The sequence below is a fragment of the Sediminihabitans luteus genome, assembly GCF_002797595.1.
Lineage (GTDB): Bacteria > Actinomycetota > Actinomycetes > Actinomycetales > Cellulomonadaceae > Paraoerskovia > Paraoerskovia lutea.
On record NZ_PGFE01000005.1, the window covers coordinates 135,812 to 149,302 of the forward strand.

The window sequence follows — 13,491 nt, forward strand, 5'->3', positions numbered from 1 at the left end:
ACGCACCCCGGTGCGACGCGGGCCCACCGACGGTGCAAGTCGGCGCGCGCCGTCCGCCGCCCCCGGGCGACGGAGACTGCGGACCGGCAAAACTCTCAGGTCGACGCGACGCGTCCGATGACAGAGCGGGGAGGGCCAGGTCGACCCCACCAGGGGTCGGTCCTCGACCCGATCGCCCGGAGACCCTCGTGACCCAGAACCCCGCGTTCGACCGTGAGCACTTCGCCTTCCGCCACCTCGGCCCGCGCGGCGTGCGGACCGTCTCGGAGCAGCGCCCCGACGGCGACACGCAGCGCATGCTCGACGAGCTCGGCTACGCGACGCTCGACGCGCTGATCGACGCGGCCGTCCCGGCCTCGATCCGCACCGACCGCCCGCTCGACCTGCCGGCCGCACGCACCGAGACCGAGGTGCTCGCGCACCTGCGCGACGTCGCGTCGCGCAACACGGTCAAGACGCAGATGATCGGGCAGGGGTACTACGGCACGATCACGCCCCCCGTGATCCGCCGCAACGTGCTCGAGTCGCCCGCCTGGTACACCGCGTACACGCCGTACCAGCCGGAGATCTCGCAGGGCCGCCTCGAGGCGCTCCTCAACTTCCAGACGGCCGTCGCCGACCTCACGGGCCTCGAGGTCGCGGGCGCGTCGCTGCTCGACGAGGCGACCGCGGTCGCCGAGGCCGTCGCCCTCATGTGGCGCGCCTCGCGCGCGAAGTCCGGCTACGTCGTCCTCGACGCCGACCTGTTCCCGCAGACCCTCGCGGTCGCGCAGGGCCGCGCCGAAGCCGCGGGGCTGCCCGTCGTCGTCGCGTCGCTCGACGCGGGCCTGGCCGCCGTGACCTCCCAGGTGTCGGACGACGCGGGGCCGCTCGTCGGCGTCGTCGCGCAGCAGGTCGGGGCGTCGGGTCGCGTCGCGGACCTGCGCGGCCTGATCGCCGAGGCCAAGGAGGCCGGCGCGCTGGTCACGGTCGCGTCCGACCTGCTCGCGCTCGCGCTCGTGACGCCCCCCGGGGAGATCGGCGCCGACGTCGCCGTCGGCTCGGCCCAGCGGTTCGGCGTGCCCCTGTTCTACGGCGGGCCGCACGCCGCGTTCATGAGCGTGCGCAAGGGCCTCGAGCGCATGCTGCCCGGCCGCCTCGTGGGCGTCTCGGTCGACGCCGACGGCGACGTCGCGTACCGGCTCGCGCTGCAGACCCGCGAGCAGCACATCCGCCGCGAGAAGGCGACGTCGAACATCTGCACCGCGCAGGCGCTGCTCGCGATCGTCGCGTCGATGTACGCCGTCTACCACGGGCCCCGCGGGATCCGGGCGATCGCCGAGCGCGTGCACGGGCACGCCGCGACGCTCGCCGACGCGCTGCGCGCGGGCGGCGTCGAGGTCGAGCACGACGTCTTCTTCGACACCGTGCGCACCGTCGTCCCGGGCCGTGCGGCGCAGGTCGTCGCCGCGGCGTCCGACGCCGGGATCAACGTGTACGCGCCCGACGCCGACCACGTCCAGGTCGCGTGCGACGAGACGACGACCCCGGACACCCTGGCCGCGGTCCTCGGAGCCTTCGGCGTCACTCCCGGATCCGGGGCGGGGACGCCGGATGCGAAGGGCGTCGACGCCACGGCGGCACTCCCCGCAGAGCTGCGCCGCACGAGCGAGTACCTCACCCACCCGGTGTTCTCGCAGCACCGCTCCGAGACCGCGATGCTGCGCTACCTGCGCAGGCTCTCCGACAAGGACCTCGCGCTCGACCGCACCATGATCCCGCTGGGCTCGTGCACCATGAAGCTCAACGCGACGGTCGAGATGGAGTCGATCTCGTGGCCCGAGTTCGCCGACGTCCACCCGTACGTGCCCGCCGACCAGGCCGCGGGCTACCGCGAGCTCATCGAGTCGCTCGAGGCGTCGCTCGCCGAGATCACGGGCTACGCGGGCGTCTCGGTGCAGCCGAACGCCGGCTCGCAGGGCGAGTTCGCGGGCCTGCTCGCGATCCGCGACTACCACCGCGCCAACGGCGAGCAGGAGCGCGACGTCGTGCTCATCCCGGCCTCGGCGCACGGCACCAACGCGGCGTCGGCGGCGCTCGCGGGGCTGCGCGTCGTGGTCGTCGCGACGGCCGACGACGGCGAGATCCTGCTCGACGACCTGCGCGCCAAGCTCGACAAGCACGCCGCGACGGTCGCCGCGATCATGATCACGTACCCGTCGACGCACGGCGTGTTCGAGGAGCACGTGCGCGAGGTGTGCGACCTCGTGCACGCCGCGGGCGGGCAGGTCTACATCGACGGCGCGAACCTCAACGCGCTCGTCGGGCTCGCGCGCCCGGGCGAGTTCGGCGGCGACGTGTCGCACCTGAACCTGCACAAGACGTTCTGCATCCCGCACGGCGGCGGCGGCCCCGGCGTGGGCCCGGTCGCGGTGGCCGAGCACCTCGTGCCGTTCCTGCCCGCCTCGCCGGTCGCCGGCGCCGGGACCGCGGGGACGTCGTCCGCGGCCGGGACGCCCGTGGCCGCCGCACCCTACGGCTCGGCCGGGATCCTGCCGATCTCGTACGCGTACGTCGCGCTCATGGGCCCGGACGGGCTGCGCGCGGCGTCCGAGACCGCGATCCTCGCGGCGAACTACCTCGCGCGGCGCATCGCGCCCTACTTCCCGGTGCTCTACACGGGCCCCGCCGGGCTGGTCGCGCACGAGTGCATCCTCGACCTGCGGCCGCTCACGGCCGCGACGGGCGTCACGGCCGAGGACGTCGCCAAGCGCCTGCAGGACTACGGGTTCCACGCGCCCACGCTGAGCTTCCCGGTCGCGGGAACGCTCATGGTCGAGCCGACCGAGTCGGAGGACCTCGGCGAGCTCGAGCGGTTCGTGACGGCCATGGCGGCGATCCGCGAGGAGATCGACGCGGTCGCGCAGGGCCGCTGGAGCGTCGAGGAGTCGCCGCTGCGCAACGCGCCGCACACCGCGGCGTCGGTCATGGCGGACGACTGGGACAAGAAGTACCCGCGCGAGCTCGCCGGGTTCCCCGTGCCGTCGCTGCGCGCGGGCAAGTACTGGCCGCCCGTGCGGCGGATCGACGGCGCGCACGGCGACCGCAACCTCGTGTGCGCGTGCCCGCCGCTGAGCGAGTACGAGGACGTCGACGCCTGACCTGCCCGCCCGCCCGCTCCGCCCGAGCGTCACGTCCCGGCCCTTTCAGCGCCCCCGCGCGGGGCCGGGACGTGACGCTCGCAGACCCGAGAGGATGACCTCATGACCGACACGACCGAGGGCACCGACGCCCAGGACCGCCTCAGCCCCCTGCACGACGAGCACGTCGCCCTCGGCGCCGCGCTCACGAGCTTCGGCGGGTGGCAGATGCCGCTGCGCTACGGCTCCGACATCGCCGAGCACACCGCGGTGCGCGCGGCCGCGGGCCTGTTCGACCTGTCCCACATGGGCGAGATCGAGGTGTCGGGGCCGCAGGCCGCCGCCGCGCTCGACCACGCGCTCGTGGGGAACCTGACCGCGGTGACGCCGGGCCGCGCCCGGTACACGATGATCTGCGCCGAGGACGGCTCGGTGCTCGACGACCTCGTCGTCTACCGCAAGGCCGACGACGTGTTCATGGTCGTCGCGAACGCCGGCAACGCCCCGCTCGTGACGCGCGAGCTCGACGCGCGCGCCGAGGGCTTCGACGCGACCGTGACCGACCAGGCCGCCGAGACCGCGCTGGTCGCCGTCCAGGGCCCGCGCGCCGCCGAGATCGTCGTGGGCCTCACGGCCGCGGACGACGTCCCCGCCGTCCGCGACATGAAGTACTACGCGGGCGCCCCGGCGTCCGTCGCCGGGATCGACGCGTTCGTCGCGCGCACCGGCTACACGGGCGAGGACGGCTTCGAGCTGTTCGTCGACGCCGCGCAGGCGCCCGCCCTGTGGCGCGCGGTGCTCGCCGCGGGCACCCCGCTCGGGCTCGTGCCCGCGGGCCTGAGCGCGCGCGACAGCCTGCGCCTCGAGGCCGGGATGCCGCTGTACGGCCACGAGCTCGACGCGACCCTCACGCCGTATGCGGCCGGGCTCGGCCGGGTCGTCAAGCTCGACAAGACCGACGCGGACGGCGCCCCGCTGCCCTTCGTCGGGCGTGCCGCGCTCGAGGCGCGCAAGGCCAGCGACCCGGCGCGCGTGCTCGTCGGGCTGCGCGGCGCGGGCCGTCGTCCGGCCCGTGCGGGCTACGACGTGCTCGTGCCCGGCATGGAGTTCCCCCTCGGTCGCGTGACCTCGGGCGTGCCCTCGCCGACGCTCGGGTACCCGATCGCGATGGCGTACGTGACGCCCGAGATCTCGGCCGAGGGCACCCAGGTCGAGGTCGACGTGCGCGGTCGCCGCGAGCCGTTCGTCGTCGTCGCCCTCCCCTTCTACACGCGCACCTGACCCCGACCCTGCTGCGCGCCCGACGCGCAGGACGGCACGCGCCGTCCGCCCTAGGCTCGGTGGCACCCCGCCCGCGAGCCCGCCCCCACCCCTGCTGACCCTGGAGCCACCGATGTCCAACGCGTTCCCCGAGAACCTGCAGTACACCAACGAGCACGAGTGGCTGGACGGCTCGTCGCCCGCCGTCGTCGGGATCACCGCGAACGCCGCCGAGGCGCTCGGCGACCTCGTGTACCTCGAGCTGCCCGAGGTCGGCACGGCCGTCACCGCGGGCGAGGTGTTCGGCGAGATCGAATCGACCAAGTCGGTCTCGGAGCTCTACTCGCCCGTCACGGGCACCGTCGTCGAGGTCAACCAGGCGGCCGTGGACTCGCCCGAGACGGTCGGCAACGACCCGTACGGCGACGGCTGGCTCGTCAAGGTCGACGTGACCGAGGTGGGCCCGGTGCTGACCGCTGCCGAGTACGAGGCGTTCGTCGGGGCCTGACCCGCGGGCGCGCCGAGGCGTGGAGGGCCGGCACGGGTGACCGTGCCGGCCCTTTGTCGTTCATGTCCTGTTCGACCAGTTCCCATGACATCCGTCATCCACAGCGCGACAACCCCCGGAACCGCGAGGACACTGGGAAATCTCGGAGTGCGTCCCGGGATGTGAGACGGATGTGAATTCGACGTGGAGTATCGCGTCATGAACCAGGGTCACGGTCGTCCCTTCTCGTGTAGGCACAACGCCGGGTGAAGAAGCTCGCGAACGACGCGGGGGCCCGGAGACGTCTGGAGGAGCCATGAGCACCGTCGAGCTGAGCCGCCCGGCCACCGCACCCACCCTGGGAGCACCCCTGACGCGCCGCGAGCGCGTCGTGCTGTCGAACCTGTCCGAGGACGTCACCCTCGAGCAGATCGCGACCAAGCTGTTCGTCACGCGCAACACCGTCAAGTCCCAGGTGCGCAGCCTGTACCGCAAGCTCGGCGTCTCGACGCGTGCCGAGGCCGTCCGCTGGGCCGAGGGTGCCGGGCTGCGCTGACCCGGCGGTCCGCACGCCCGGCAGCACGCACGACACGCTCGCGACACACGCGCGTGGCACCATGCGGGCATGAGGCGCAGGCACGCGAGCACGAGGACCGTCCGGATCAGCGGCGGACCAGCATGAGCCCGCGACGCCTCGTCGTGGCCGCCGCGATCGTCGACGACCTGCACACCCCCACGACACTCCTCGCCGCGCGTCGGACGGCGCCCCCGGCCCTCGCGGGTCGGTGGGAGTTCCCCGGCGGCAAGGTCGAGCCCGACGAGGACCCGGTCGACGCGCTGCACCGCGAGCTGCGCGAGGAGCTTGACGTCGCGGTCGAGCTCGGCGCCGAGATCCCCGCCCCCGACGGCGGCGCCTGGCCCATCACCGACCGGCACGACATGCGGCTCTGGCTCGCGCGCATCACCCGGGGGACCCCCGTGACGCTCGACGCGCACGACGCCGTGCGCTGGCTCCCGGTGGGACGATGGTTCGACGTCCCGTGGCTCGACGCCGACGTGCCGATCGTCGAGGCGCTCACCGCGCACCTGAGCACCGCGCACCTGAGCGTCCCCAGCCCCGCACGCCGCACCCCCAGGAGCCAGCCATGAGCGAGCCGTACGACCCGTACGCGAAGAAGCCCGAGCCGACGCCGCCGCCCGAGCAGTACCCGGGGCAGCCCTCCCAGGGTCAGTCGTACCCGAACCAGCAGTACCCGCACCAGCAGTATCCGGGGCAGTCGTACCCGAACCCCCAGAATCCTGTGCAGTACCCGCCGGCCACGCCGTACCCAGCCCAGCAGTACCCGGGGCAGTACCAAGACCAGCAGTACCCGAACCAGCAGTACCCGGGGCAGAGCTACTCCGGGCAGAAGTATCCCGTCCAGCAGTACCCGAACCAGCAGTACCCGAACCAGCAGTACCCGGCCGGCCATGGCTCGGCCCAGTACGGCGCATACCGCGCGGCCCCGCCGACGGGTCTCGGGACGTCGGCGCTCGTGCTCGGGATCCTGGGCGTGACGCTCAGCTGGATCCCGCTGATCGGCGTGATCCTCGCGATCGTCGGCCTCGTCCTCGGCGTCGTGTCCCTCGTGACAGGGCGCGCCGCGCGTGGTCGTGCGCTCGCAGGCGTGATCCTCGGCGCCGTCGGCATCGTGATCTTCGGTCTGATCATCGCCTTCGTCTAGCTGCCCGCCGCGACCGCACCCACCGCGGTCCGAACCCACGGCCGACCGCGCGATCCGTCACGGTTTTCGCGCAGAATCGAGGACAGATCGCACGTTCGGCGGTGGGCGTTCGGACGGTGGGTGTCCGGGCGTTGGGCGTTGGGCGTTCGGGGCGGTGGGCGGTCGGCGGGAGCTCTCAGCCCGTGAGTCGCGCGAGCCACCGCTCGGCCTGCGCGTGCGACCTGACCCGGACCACGACCACGTGCGGCGCGACCGCGGCGACGTCGTCCGGCAGGGTGCGCAGCGAGCGGCGCTTGGTCCAGGACCAGACGACGATGTTCTCCTCGGCGCGCAGGGTCGAGAAGAACCGCGGCTCGACGTTGCCGTTCCACAGCACCTCGTGCGTGCGCCAGCGTCGCCACGTGCGGGCGGTGACCTGGCGCATCGTGCGCCAGGTCGGCAGGTCGAGCCAGAGCAGCACCTCGGCGCGACCCAGCAGCAGCGGCCGTGCGGCGCCGAAGTTGTACTCGGCGACCCAGCGGTCCTGCGCGACGAGCGCGGTGACGTCGTCGACGAACTCGGGGCGCGGCGTCCACCCGGGGCCGTGGAACAGCCCGTCGACGTCGGTGTACGGCAGGTCGAGCGCCGCACCGATGCGCGCGCTCCAGGTCGACTTGCCCGCTCCCGCGACGCCCGCGACCGTGATGCGGCGCGGCACGCGCCCGACGGCGGCCACGACGTCGTCGTCCGGGCCGAGGACGGGTGGTGGGGTCACCCGGAGAACATAGCGGACACGGTGCTACGTTCGACGAGGGGGAGTGCGACGGTCGCGCGGCCCGACGACGTCGCGTGCGCGGCGGGTGCAGGGGGTGCACATGGTGCTCGGGCTGATCGTCGCGTGCGAGATCGGATTCTGGGTCGCGATCCTCGCGGGGCTCGTCGCCCGGTACCCGCTGCGCCGCCGACGCCTGGGTGCGGTGCTGCTCGCGCTCGCGCCGCTCGTCGACGTCGTGCTGCTGGTCGCGGTCACGGTCGACCTGTCGCGGGGCGCGACCGCGACGTTCGCGCACGGCCTCGCGGCGCTCTACATCGGCGTCTCGGTCGCGTACGGGCACGCGATGATCCGCTGGGCCGACGTGCGGTTCGCGCACCGGTTCGACGGCGGACCCGCGCCCGTGCGTCTCGACGGTCGCGCCTACGCGGTCAAGTGCTGGACCGACGTGCTGCGCACGATGCTCGCGGCGGCCGTCGCGGCGGCGATCGTCGGGGCGATGACCGCCTGGGTGCGCGACGCCGAGCGCACCGAGGCGCTCCAGAGCGCGGTGTCGCTCGCGCTCGTGGTGCTCGTGATCGACGTGCTCTGGGCGATCAGCTACACGGTGTGGCCGCGCCGGGCCCGCGCCGCTGTTCCACCGCCGAACGCGCCATGAGTCACGCGTTTCGCGAGATTTCCGTGACGGATCGCGCGTTCGGCGGTGGGGCTACCAGGCCGCGGCGAGGCGGCGCAGCGTGTCGATGCGGGTCTCGACCGCGTGCGCGGTGCCCGTGACCATGACCTCGTCGGCCCCGGTCTCGTCGACGAGCCGGTCGAGGTAGGCGACGGCGTCGTCCGCGGTCCCGACCACCTGGGTGCCGGGCAGGTGCTCGAGCAGGAGCTTCTCCTCGGCCGTGAAGCCCCGCGAGGCGGCGGCCTCGGGCGTCACGATCGGGCCGAACCCGCGCCCCGTGCGCAGCGCGAGCGCCATGACCCGCGACGGTCCGGCGAGGAACTCGGCCTCCTCGCGCGTCTCGGCGACGATCGCCGACGCGCTGACCATGACGTGCGGCGCCGGCATGGCCTCGCTCGGGCGGAACGCCGCGCGGTAGGCCTGCACCGCGTCGACCGTGATCCCGGTGTTGAAGTGGTGCGCGTACACGTACGGCAGGCTCAGCGCGGCGGCCACCTGCGCGGAGTACGGCGACGACCCGAGCAGCCACATCCGGGGGGCGGACGTCGCGTGCGGCGTCCCGCGGAACGTGCCCTGGGGGGTGGGCGAGAGCTCGTCGCGCAGCTCGAGCAGGTGCTGCGGGAACTCCTCGACGCCGAGCGTGTCGGTGCTGCGGCGCAGCGCCGCGGCCGTGCGCGGGTCGGTGCCGGGTGCGCGACCGATGCCGAGGTCGATGCGTCCCGGGTGCAGGGCCTCGAGCATCGCGAACTGCTCGGCGACCACGAGCGGCGCGTGGTTGGGCAGCATCACGCCGCCCGACCCGACGCTGATGCGCTCGGTGCGCGCGGCCAGGTGCGCGATGAGCACGGGCGGCGTGGTCGAGGCGACCGCGGCCATGTTGTGGTGCTCGGCGACCCAGAACCGCGCGTACCCGGCGTCGTCCGCGGCCTGCGCGAGGAGCGTCGAGGCGGCGAGCGCGTCGGACGACGTCTGTCCCGTGCCCACGGGAGCGAGGTCGAGCACGGACAGGGGGACGCGGGAGGTGCTGGAGAGGGTCACCCTCGCGACAACGTCCCGCCGGCCGTCGTGCTTCCCCCGTCGGGCGTGACGTCCGCGACGATCGGGTCGAGCGGCGGGTCGGCGGGTGCGCCGGGGCCGGCCTGGGCGTCGTCGACGTCGGTCGGGGCGCTCTTGGTGCGCAGAGGCGCGACCTGGCCCGCGAGCACGAAGCTCAGCACGGTCGCGGCGCAGATCGTGAGCAGGGCGTGCCGCGCACCGATCCCGTCGGCCAGCAGGCCGAGCAGCGGGGGAGCGCTGAGCTGCGCCATCGAGCTGAACGACGTCACGACGGACACGCGGGCCGCGGCGCGCGTCGGGTCGTCCGAGGCCGCGGCGATCGCGATCGGGTTGCCGAGCGCGGCCCCGAAGCCCCACAGCACGATCCCGACCCAGGCGAGCACGATGCTCGGCGAGAGCCCGAACGCGAGCAGGCCGACGAGCGACGAGACCGCGGACGCGCGCAGCACCGTGACGCGCCCGTACCGGTCGATGACCCGCGTGCCGGCCATGCGGAACACCGTCATCGCGACGATGAACGTCCCGTAGGCGAGCGAACCCACGGCCTCCTTCTGGTCGAACCCGTCGACGACCGAGATGCTCAGCCAGTTGCCCGCCGAGCCCTCCGAGAGCGAGCCGGCGAGGATCACGAGCCCGATCAGCACCGTGCGGCGCTCGGTCCACGCGCTCAGCGCGCTGCGCACCGCGGCGCCGCGCGGGCGGGGCGTGCCGTCGACGTGCGCGGAGCGCCCGCCGATCGTCGGGGGCTGCAGGGCCGACGCGGGCCCGATCAGCGCGAGCCGGACGACGCCGACGACGACCGCGACGATCAGGATGTGGGCGCTCGCGGAGACGTGCGCGGCCGAGAACCAGGCGCCGACGAGCGTGCCGAGCGCGGCGCCGATCGAGAACGCGGCGTGGAAGTGCGGCAGGATCGCGCGGCCCACGCGCTGCTCGATGATCGCCCCGTTGAGGTTGATCGGGATGTTCGACGCCGCCCCGCACACGCCGTTGAGGAACGCGCCGACCGCGAAGAGCTCGACGGAGCCGGTCGCGACGCCGAGCGCGAGGATCCCGAACCCGACCATGTTGCCGACCGCGGTCACGTACAGCACGGTGCGGCTGCCGAACCGGCTCACGACCGCGCCCGTGACGATCACCGCGGCGAGCGAGCCGACAGCGCCGACGATCAGCAGGCTCCCGAGCTGCGTGGAGGTGACGTCGAGGTCCTCGCGGATCGACGGCAGTCGCGTGAGCCAGCTCGAGAACGTGAGCCCCATCACCGCGAACAGCACGAGGAGGGACCAGCGCGCCCGGGCGACGGTCGAGGAGGGGGTCATGTGCCCGAGTCTATCGAATCGATTCGCGTGGTCGGACGGCGCGGGGTCGCGTGAGGCCGGACGGCGCGGGGTCGCGTGAGGTCGGACGGCGCGGGGCGGACGGCGCGGGGTCAGGCCGTGCGGACCGTGCCCTCGACGCACGTCACGGTGTCGCCGCCGACCCAGACCTGGCCGTCGACGTTCTCGATCGCGACGCGCCCGGCCCGCCCGAGCGCCGTGCCCTGGTTCGCGACGTACCGGTGCGGGGCGCGCCCTGCGGGGATCAGCCACTGCGCGAGCACGGCGTTGAGGCTCCCCGTGACCGGGTCCTCGGGCACGCCGAGGTCGGGCACGAACGCGCGCACCTCGAACGCGGCGCCGCCCGGGCCGGTGGTGGTCGACCCGGCCACCGTGTCCCCGGCCACCGTCCCCGCAGCCCCCGCGTTCCCAGTCCCCGCGCTCCCAGCGACCGTGCCCGCAGCCCCCGAGCCGTATGGTCCGACGACCCCGACCGGCACGCCCAGCCGCGTCATGTCGGGCGCGAGCGCGAGCACCTGCTCGGCCGAGCGCAGCAGCACGCTGCGCCACCCGGGCCCGTTGTCGACGAACCGGTGGTCGACGACGTCCGCGGCGTCGATCCCGAGACCGGCCACGATCGAGGCGAGCGTCGCGTCGTCGACGGGCTCGTCGGTCGTGGGGGTCGGGGCCGCGAAGGCCAGGCGTCCGGCGTCGTCCCGGCGGACCTGCACGAGACCGACGCCGCACTCCTGCACGACGACGCCCGCGCCGTCCGCCCCCTGCGTGGCGGGGACGCCCCCGGCCTCGAGCCAGGCGTGGCAGGTGCCGAGCGTCGGGTGGCCGGCGAACGGGAGCTCGCCGCCGGGTGTGAAGATCCGCACGCGGTAGTCGGCGCGCGTGCCGGGCGTGGGCGGCAGGACGAACGTCGTCTCGGAGAGGTTCGTCCACCGCGCGAAGGCCGCCATCGCGTCGTCCGACATCGAGGTCGCGTCGAGCACGACCGCGACGGGGTTGCCCGCGTACGGGACCGCGGTGAAGACGTCGACCTGGCGGAACGGGACCTGGCTCATGACGTCAGGCTACGGCGGGAACGACCACGGGGTCGTGCACAGGGTTCGAGGTGAACCGTGTGCACGACCCCGTGGTCGGCAGGACGTCAGGCGTGCGAGCGGTGGCGGATCGCGCCGTAGACGCCGAGCACGATGACCGAGCCGAGGATCGCGAGCAGCCAGGTCTTGATGTCGAAGAACTCCTCCAGGCCGCCGCCGAAGAGCTGCGAGCCGATCCAGCCGCCCAGGAACGCGCCCAGGACGCCGAGGAGGAGCGTGACGAGAAGGCTGCCGGTCTGCTTGCCCGGCAGGATGGCCCGGGCGATGAGGCCGGCGATGAGGCCGAGAATGACGAATGCGAGGAATCCCATGGTGTGCTCCGTTTCGTCGTGTATCTGAGGGTTGCTCAAGAAGGACCATTCCAGTGCGGGGGTTTGCTCGCACCCTGAACAGGTGTGACGAGCGCGACGGCGGAATTCCGGGCCTCCCGGCGTGCGAGACCGCGAAGGGCTGGCTATGGCGGGCCCGGCCTCGCACGACGTCGGACGTCGCCGGGCCCGGGTCGGACGTCGCGCGCGGACGCGAGTGGGAGTCGTGCAGGCTCTGCGGGTACCGTGTGACGAGCGGCCGAAGGCCGCCCCAAGACTTTCCCGGAGGAACCATGAGCACCGACACGACGCAGGGCCGCCCGACCGAGGCGCCCGAGGACCAGAACCAGGGCGTCTCGGGCGTCGTGCTGTTCGTCATCACCTCGGTGCTCCTGCTCGCCGGCTTCTGGCTCATGGGCGAGGGCGCGACCAAGGACAGCTTCGGCGCGGGTGCCGGGCTGTTCGGCGGCGGGCTGATCGCCTGCACGCTCGCGTACCTCATCCCGATGTCGCTGCGCTCGCGCTGAGCGCTGACCCGGTTGGGTCCTGACGCGGCCGAGCGCTGAGCGCGACGCCGCTGCGCGCGGAACCCTGACGCAGACGCGCTCCGCGCGCTGACGTCCGTGCGTTGAACCCCGACGGCCGTGCGTCGACCGCACGCGCGGGACATCCGCCATGCGGACGCCGTGCTGATCCCCGGTCGCCCGTCGCTACGGTGCGCGAGCCAGGGGGGCGGTCCCCCCGGGGAGAGCTCAGGGGGATGCGTGAACGTTCGTCGTCGTGCGGTGGCCGTGGGGGCAGGCGCTCTGCTCGTGACTCTCGCCGGGTGTGCGCCCGACGACGCCCCGTCGGGCGCCGCGGGGGTCGTGGTGCTCGACGAGGAGCGCGGAGAGATCCGCCTGCCGATCGACGAGTACATCCCTCAGCGGACCGACTCGGGCCTTCTGGCCTCCGCGTCCCAGGCGATGGCGGTCGGGTGCGCCCGCGAGGCGGGCATCAGCTTCATGGCGCCCGCGCCCATCGAGAACGAGATCTACCGCTCCGAGGGCCTGTTCGGGCCGTGGACGACCTGGCAGGCGGAGAAGTTCGGGTTCGTCTCGCCGACGCTGTCGGACGCCGACCTGCGCGAGGGCGGCGTCGTGCCGGAGGACTACGGCGTGCCGGGGGACCCGGCAGCGCTCGCTCAGGTCCTGGAGGTCAACGATGCGATGAGCGCGGCCGACCAGGAGGCCGTGCTGGAGTGCTACGACGCGCCGGGCCAGAAGGCCTTCCGGCTGCCGAGCGGACCCGGCCCGTGGCTCGCGGAGTTCGGGGCGGCCGACGAGCGCGCGCGCACCTCGGAGGCCGTCGTCGCGGCGCGCGCCGAGCTCGACGACTGCCTGCGACGGGAAGGGCTCGAGCCCGACCCGGAGACCTTCGTGGTCGGGGCGGACGAGAACGTGATCGACGAGGAGCAGATCGGCCTCGCCGTCACGTACGTCGCCTGCAAGCAGGAGACCCGGTTCACCGAGACGGTCGCGCAGGTCTTCGCGGACGAGCAGGCCCAGGTCGTCGAGAAGTACGACGACGACCTGGCCGCGGTCGCCGCCGAGCTGGTCACGGTGCGCGAGGCGGCCCGGGAGTACGTCGCGGACCACCCAGAGGTGTTCGAACCGCCGCAGTGACGGCAGGGCTCGCGCGATGGC

At 73.7% G+C, this 13,491-nt stretch carries 14 protein-coding genes; 9 read left to right on the forward strand and 5 right to left on the reverse strand.

The window, feature by feature from the left end; genetic code table 11:
• Positions 1 to 188 precede the first annotated feature (188 nt).
• The 6 genes from gcvP (at position 189) to CLV28_RS13460 (ending at position 6,590) form a co-directional block, all read left to right on the forward strand.
• Positions 189 to 3,140: an aminomethyl-transferring glycine dehydrogenase gene (gene gcvP / locus CLV28_RS13435; protein WP_100423844.1), complete on the forward strand. Its 2,952-nt coding sequence runs from the start codon at positions 189 to 191 to the stop codon at positions 3,138 to 3,140.
• A 102-nt stretch (positions 3,141 to 3,242) separates the two neighbouring features.
• Positions 3,243 to 4,400, forward strand: coding sequence for a glycine cleavage system aminomethyltransferase GcvT (gcvT, locus tag CLV28_RS13440; protein WP_100423845.1), 1,158 nt, complete (start codon positions 3,243 to 3,245; stop codon positions 4,398 to 4,400).
• A 112-nt stretch (positions 4,401 to 4,512) separates the two neighbouring features.
• Positions 4,513 to 4,887, forward strand: coding sequence for a glycine cleavage system protein GcvH (gcvH, locus tag CLV28_RS13445; RefSeq protein ID WP_100423846.1), 375 nt, complete (start codon positions 4,513 to 4,515; stop codon positions 4,885 to 4,887).
• Positions 4,888 to 5,182: 295 nt separating this feature from the next.
• Positions 5,183 to 5,422 (forward strand): LuxR C-terminal-related transcriptional regulator, encoded by a 240-nt coding sequence (locus CLV28_RS13450; RefSeq protein WP_100423847.1) that lies wholly within the window; start codon positions 5,183 to 5,185, stop codon positions 5,420 to 5,422.
• A gap of 122 nt (positions 5,423 to 5,544) precedes the next feature.
• Positions 5,545 to 6,015 carry a (deoxy)nucleoside triphosphate pyrophosphohydrolase gene (locus CLV28_RS13455; protein ID WP_100423848.1) on the forward strand — a complete coding sequence of 157 codons (471 nt, stop codon included), beginning with the start codon at positions 5,545 to 5,547 and terminating at the stop codon, positions 6,013 to 6,015.
• Entirely contained in the window at positions 6,012 to 6,590 is a 579-nt protein-coding gene (locus CLV28_RS13460; protein ID WP_100423849.1) for a DUF4190 domain-containing protein, read from the forward strand. Before CLV28_RS13455 ends, CLV28_RS13460 begins: the two co-directional genes overlap by 4 nt.
• A 175-nt stretch (positions 6,591 to 6,765) precedes the next feature.
• Here CLV28_RS13460 and CLV28_RS13465 read toward each other — a convergent pair whose 3' ends face one another.
• Complete coding sequence (locus CLV28_RS13465; protein ID WP_239073172.1) at positions 6,766 to 7,344, reverse strand: P-loop NTPase family protein; 579 nt, start codon at positions 7,342 to 7,344, stop codon at positions 6,766 to 6,768.
• A gap of 100 nt (positions 7,345 to 7,444) precedes the next feature.
• Here CLV28_RS13465 and CLV28_RS13470 point away from each other — a divergent pair, with 100 nt between their 5' ends.
• Complete coding sequence (locus tag CLV28_RS13470) at positions 7,445 to 7,999, forward strand: hypothetical protein (protein WP_100423912.1); 555 nt, start codon at positions 7,445 to 7,447, stop codon at positions 7,997 to 7,999.
• A 51-nt stretch (positions 8,000 to 8,050) separates the two neighbouring features.
• On the opposite strand, the gene CLV28_RS13475 is transcribed toward CLV28_RS13470, so the two are convergent.
• The 4 genes from CLV28_RS13475 to CLV28_RS13490 all read right to left on the reverse strand — a co-directional run bounded on the left by CLV28_RS13475 (position 8,051) and on the right by CLV28_RS13490 (position 11,809).
• A complete protein-coding gene (locus CLV28_RS13475; RefSeq protein WP_239073173.1) occupies positions 8,051 to 9,055 on the reverse strand; it encodes an LLM class flavin-dependent oxidoreductase in 1,005 nt (334 codons plus the stop codon).
• Complete coding sequence (locus tag CLV28_RS13480; RefSeq protein WP_100423850.1) at positions 9,052 to 10,392, reverse strand: MFS transporter; 1,341 nt, start codon at positions 10,390 to 10,392, stop codon at positions 9,052 to 9,054. Before CLV28_RS13480 ends, CLV28_RS13475 begins: the two co-directional genes overlap by 4 nt.
• 110 nt (positions 10,393 to 10,502) lie before the next feature.
• Positions 10,503 to 11,459 carry a PhzF family phenazine biosynthesis protein gene (locus CLV28_RS13485; RefSeq protein ID WP_100423851.1) on the reverse strand — a complete coding sequence of 319 codons (957 nt, stop codon included), beginning with the start codon at positions 11,457 to 11,459 and terminating at the stop codon, positions 10,503 to 10,505.
• Between the two features lie 86 nt (positions 11,460 to 11,545).
• Entirely contained in the window at positions 11,546 to 11,809 is a 264-nt protein-coding gene (locus CLV28_RS13490; protein ID WP_100423852.1) for a GlsB/YeaQ/YmgE family stress response membrane protein, read from the reverse strand.
• Positions 11,810 to 12,099: 290 nt separating this feature from the next.
• Here CLV28_RS13490 and CLV28_RS13495 point away from each other — a divergent pair, with 290 nt between their 5' ends.
• Positions 12,100 to 12,333, forward strand: coding sequence for a hypothetical protein (locus tag CLV28_RS13495; protein ID WP_100423853.1), 234 nt, complete (start codon positions 12,100 to 12,102; stop codon positions 12,331 to 12,333).
• 285 nt (positions 12,334 to 12,618) lie between these two features.
• Positions 12,619 to 13,470 (forward strand): hypothetical protein, encoded by an 852-nt coding sequence (locus CLV28_RS13500; RefSeq protein ID WP_157802650.1) that lies wholly within the window; start codon positions 12,619 to 12,621, stop codon positions 13,468 to 13,470.
• Positions 13,471 to 13,491: the final 21 nt, after the last annotated feature.

Bases quoted from the DNA above. Each gene is read 5' to 3' on its own strand.
- gcvH (WP_100423846.1), top strand. From the start codon at position 4,513: ATGTCCAACGCGTTCCCCGAGAACCTGCAGTACACCAACGAGCACGAG.
- CLV28_RS13485 (WP_100423851.1), bottom strand. From the start codon at position 11,459: ATGAGCCAGGTCCCGTTCCGCCAGGTCGACGTCTTCACCGCGGTCCCG.
- CLV28_RS13460 (WP_100423849.1), top strand. From the start codon at position 6,012: ATGAGCGAGCCGTACGACCCGTACGCGAAGAAGCCCGAGCCGACGCCG.
- gcvT (WP_100423845.1), top strand. From the start codon at position 3,243: ATGACCGACACGACCGAGGGCACCGACGCCCAGGACCGCCTCAGCCCC.
- CLV28_RS13450 (WP_100423847.1), top strand. From the start codon at position 5,183: ATGAGCACCGTCGAGCTGAGCCGCCCGGCCACCGCACCCACCCTGGGA.
- CLV28_RS13455 (WP_100423848.1), top strand. From the start codon at position 5,545: ATGAGCCCGCGACGCCTCGTCGTGGCCGCCGCGATCGTCGACGACCTG.
- CLV28_RS13490 (WP_100423852.1), bottom strand. From the start codon at position 11,809: ATGGGATTCCTCGCATTCGTCATTCTCGGCCTCATCGCCGGCCTCATC.
- CLV28_RS13495 (WP_100423853.1), top strand. From the start codon at position 12,100: ATGAGCACCGACACGACGCAGGGCCGCCCGACCGAGGCGCCCGAGGAC.
- CLV28_RS13470 (WP_100423912.1), top strand. From the start codon at position 7,445: ATGGTGCTCGGGCTGATCGTCGCGTGCGAGATCGGATTCTGGGTCGCG.
- CLV28_RS13480 (WP_100423850.1), bottom strand. From the start codon at position 10,392: ATGACCCCCTCCTCGACCGTCGCCCGGGCGCGCTGGTCCCTCCTCGTG.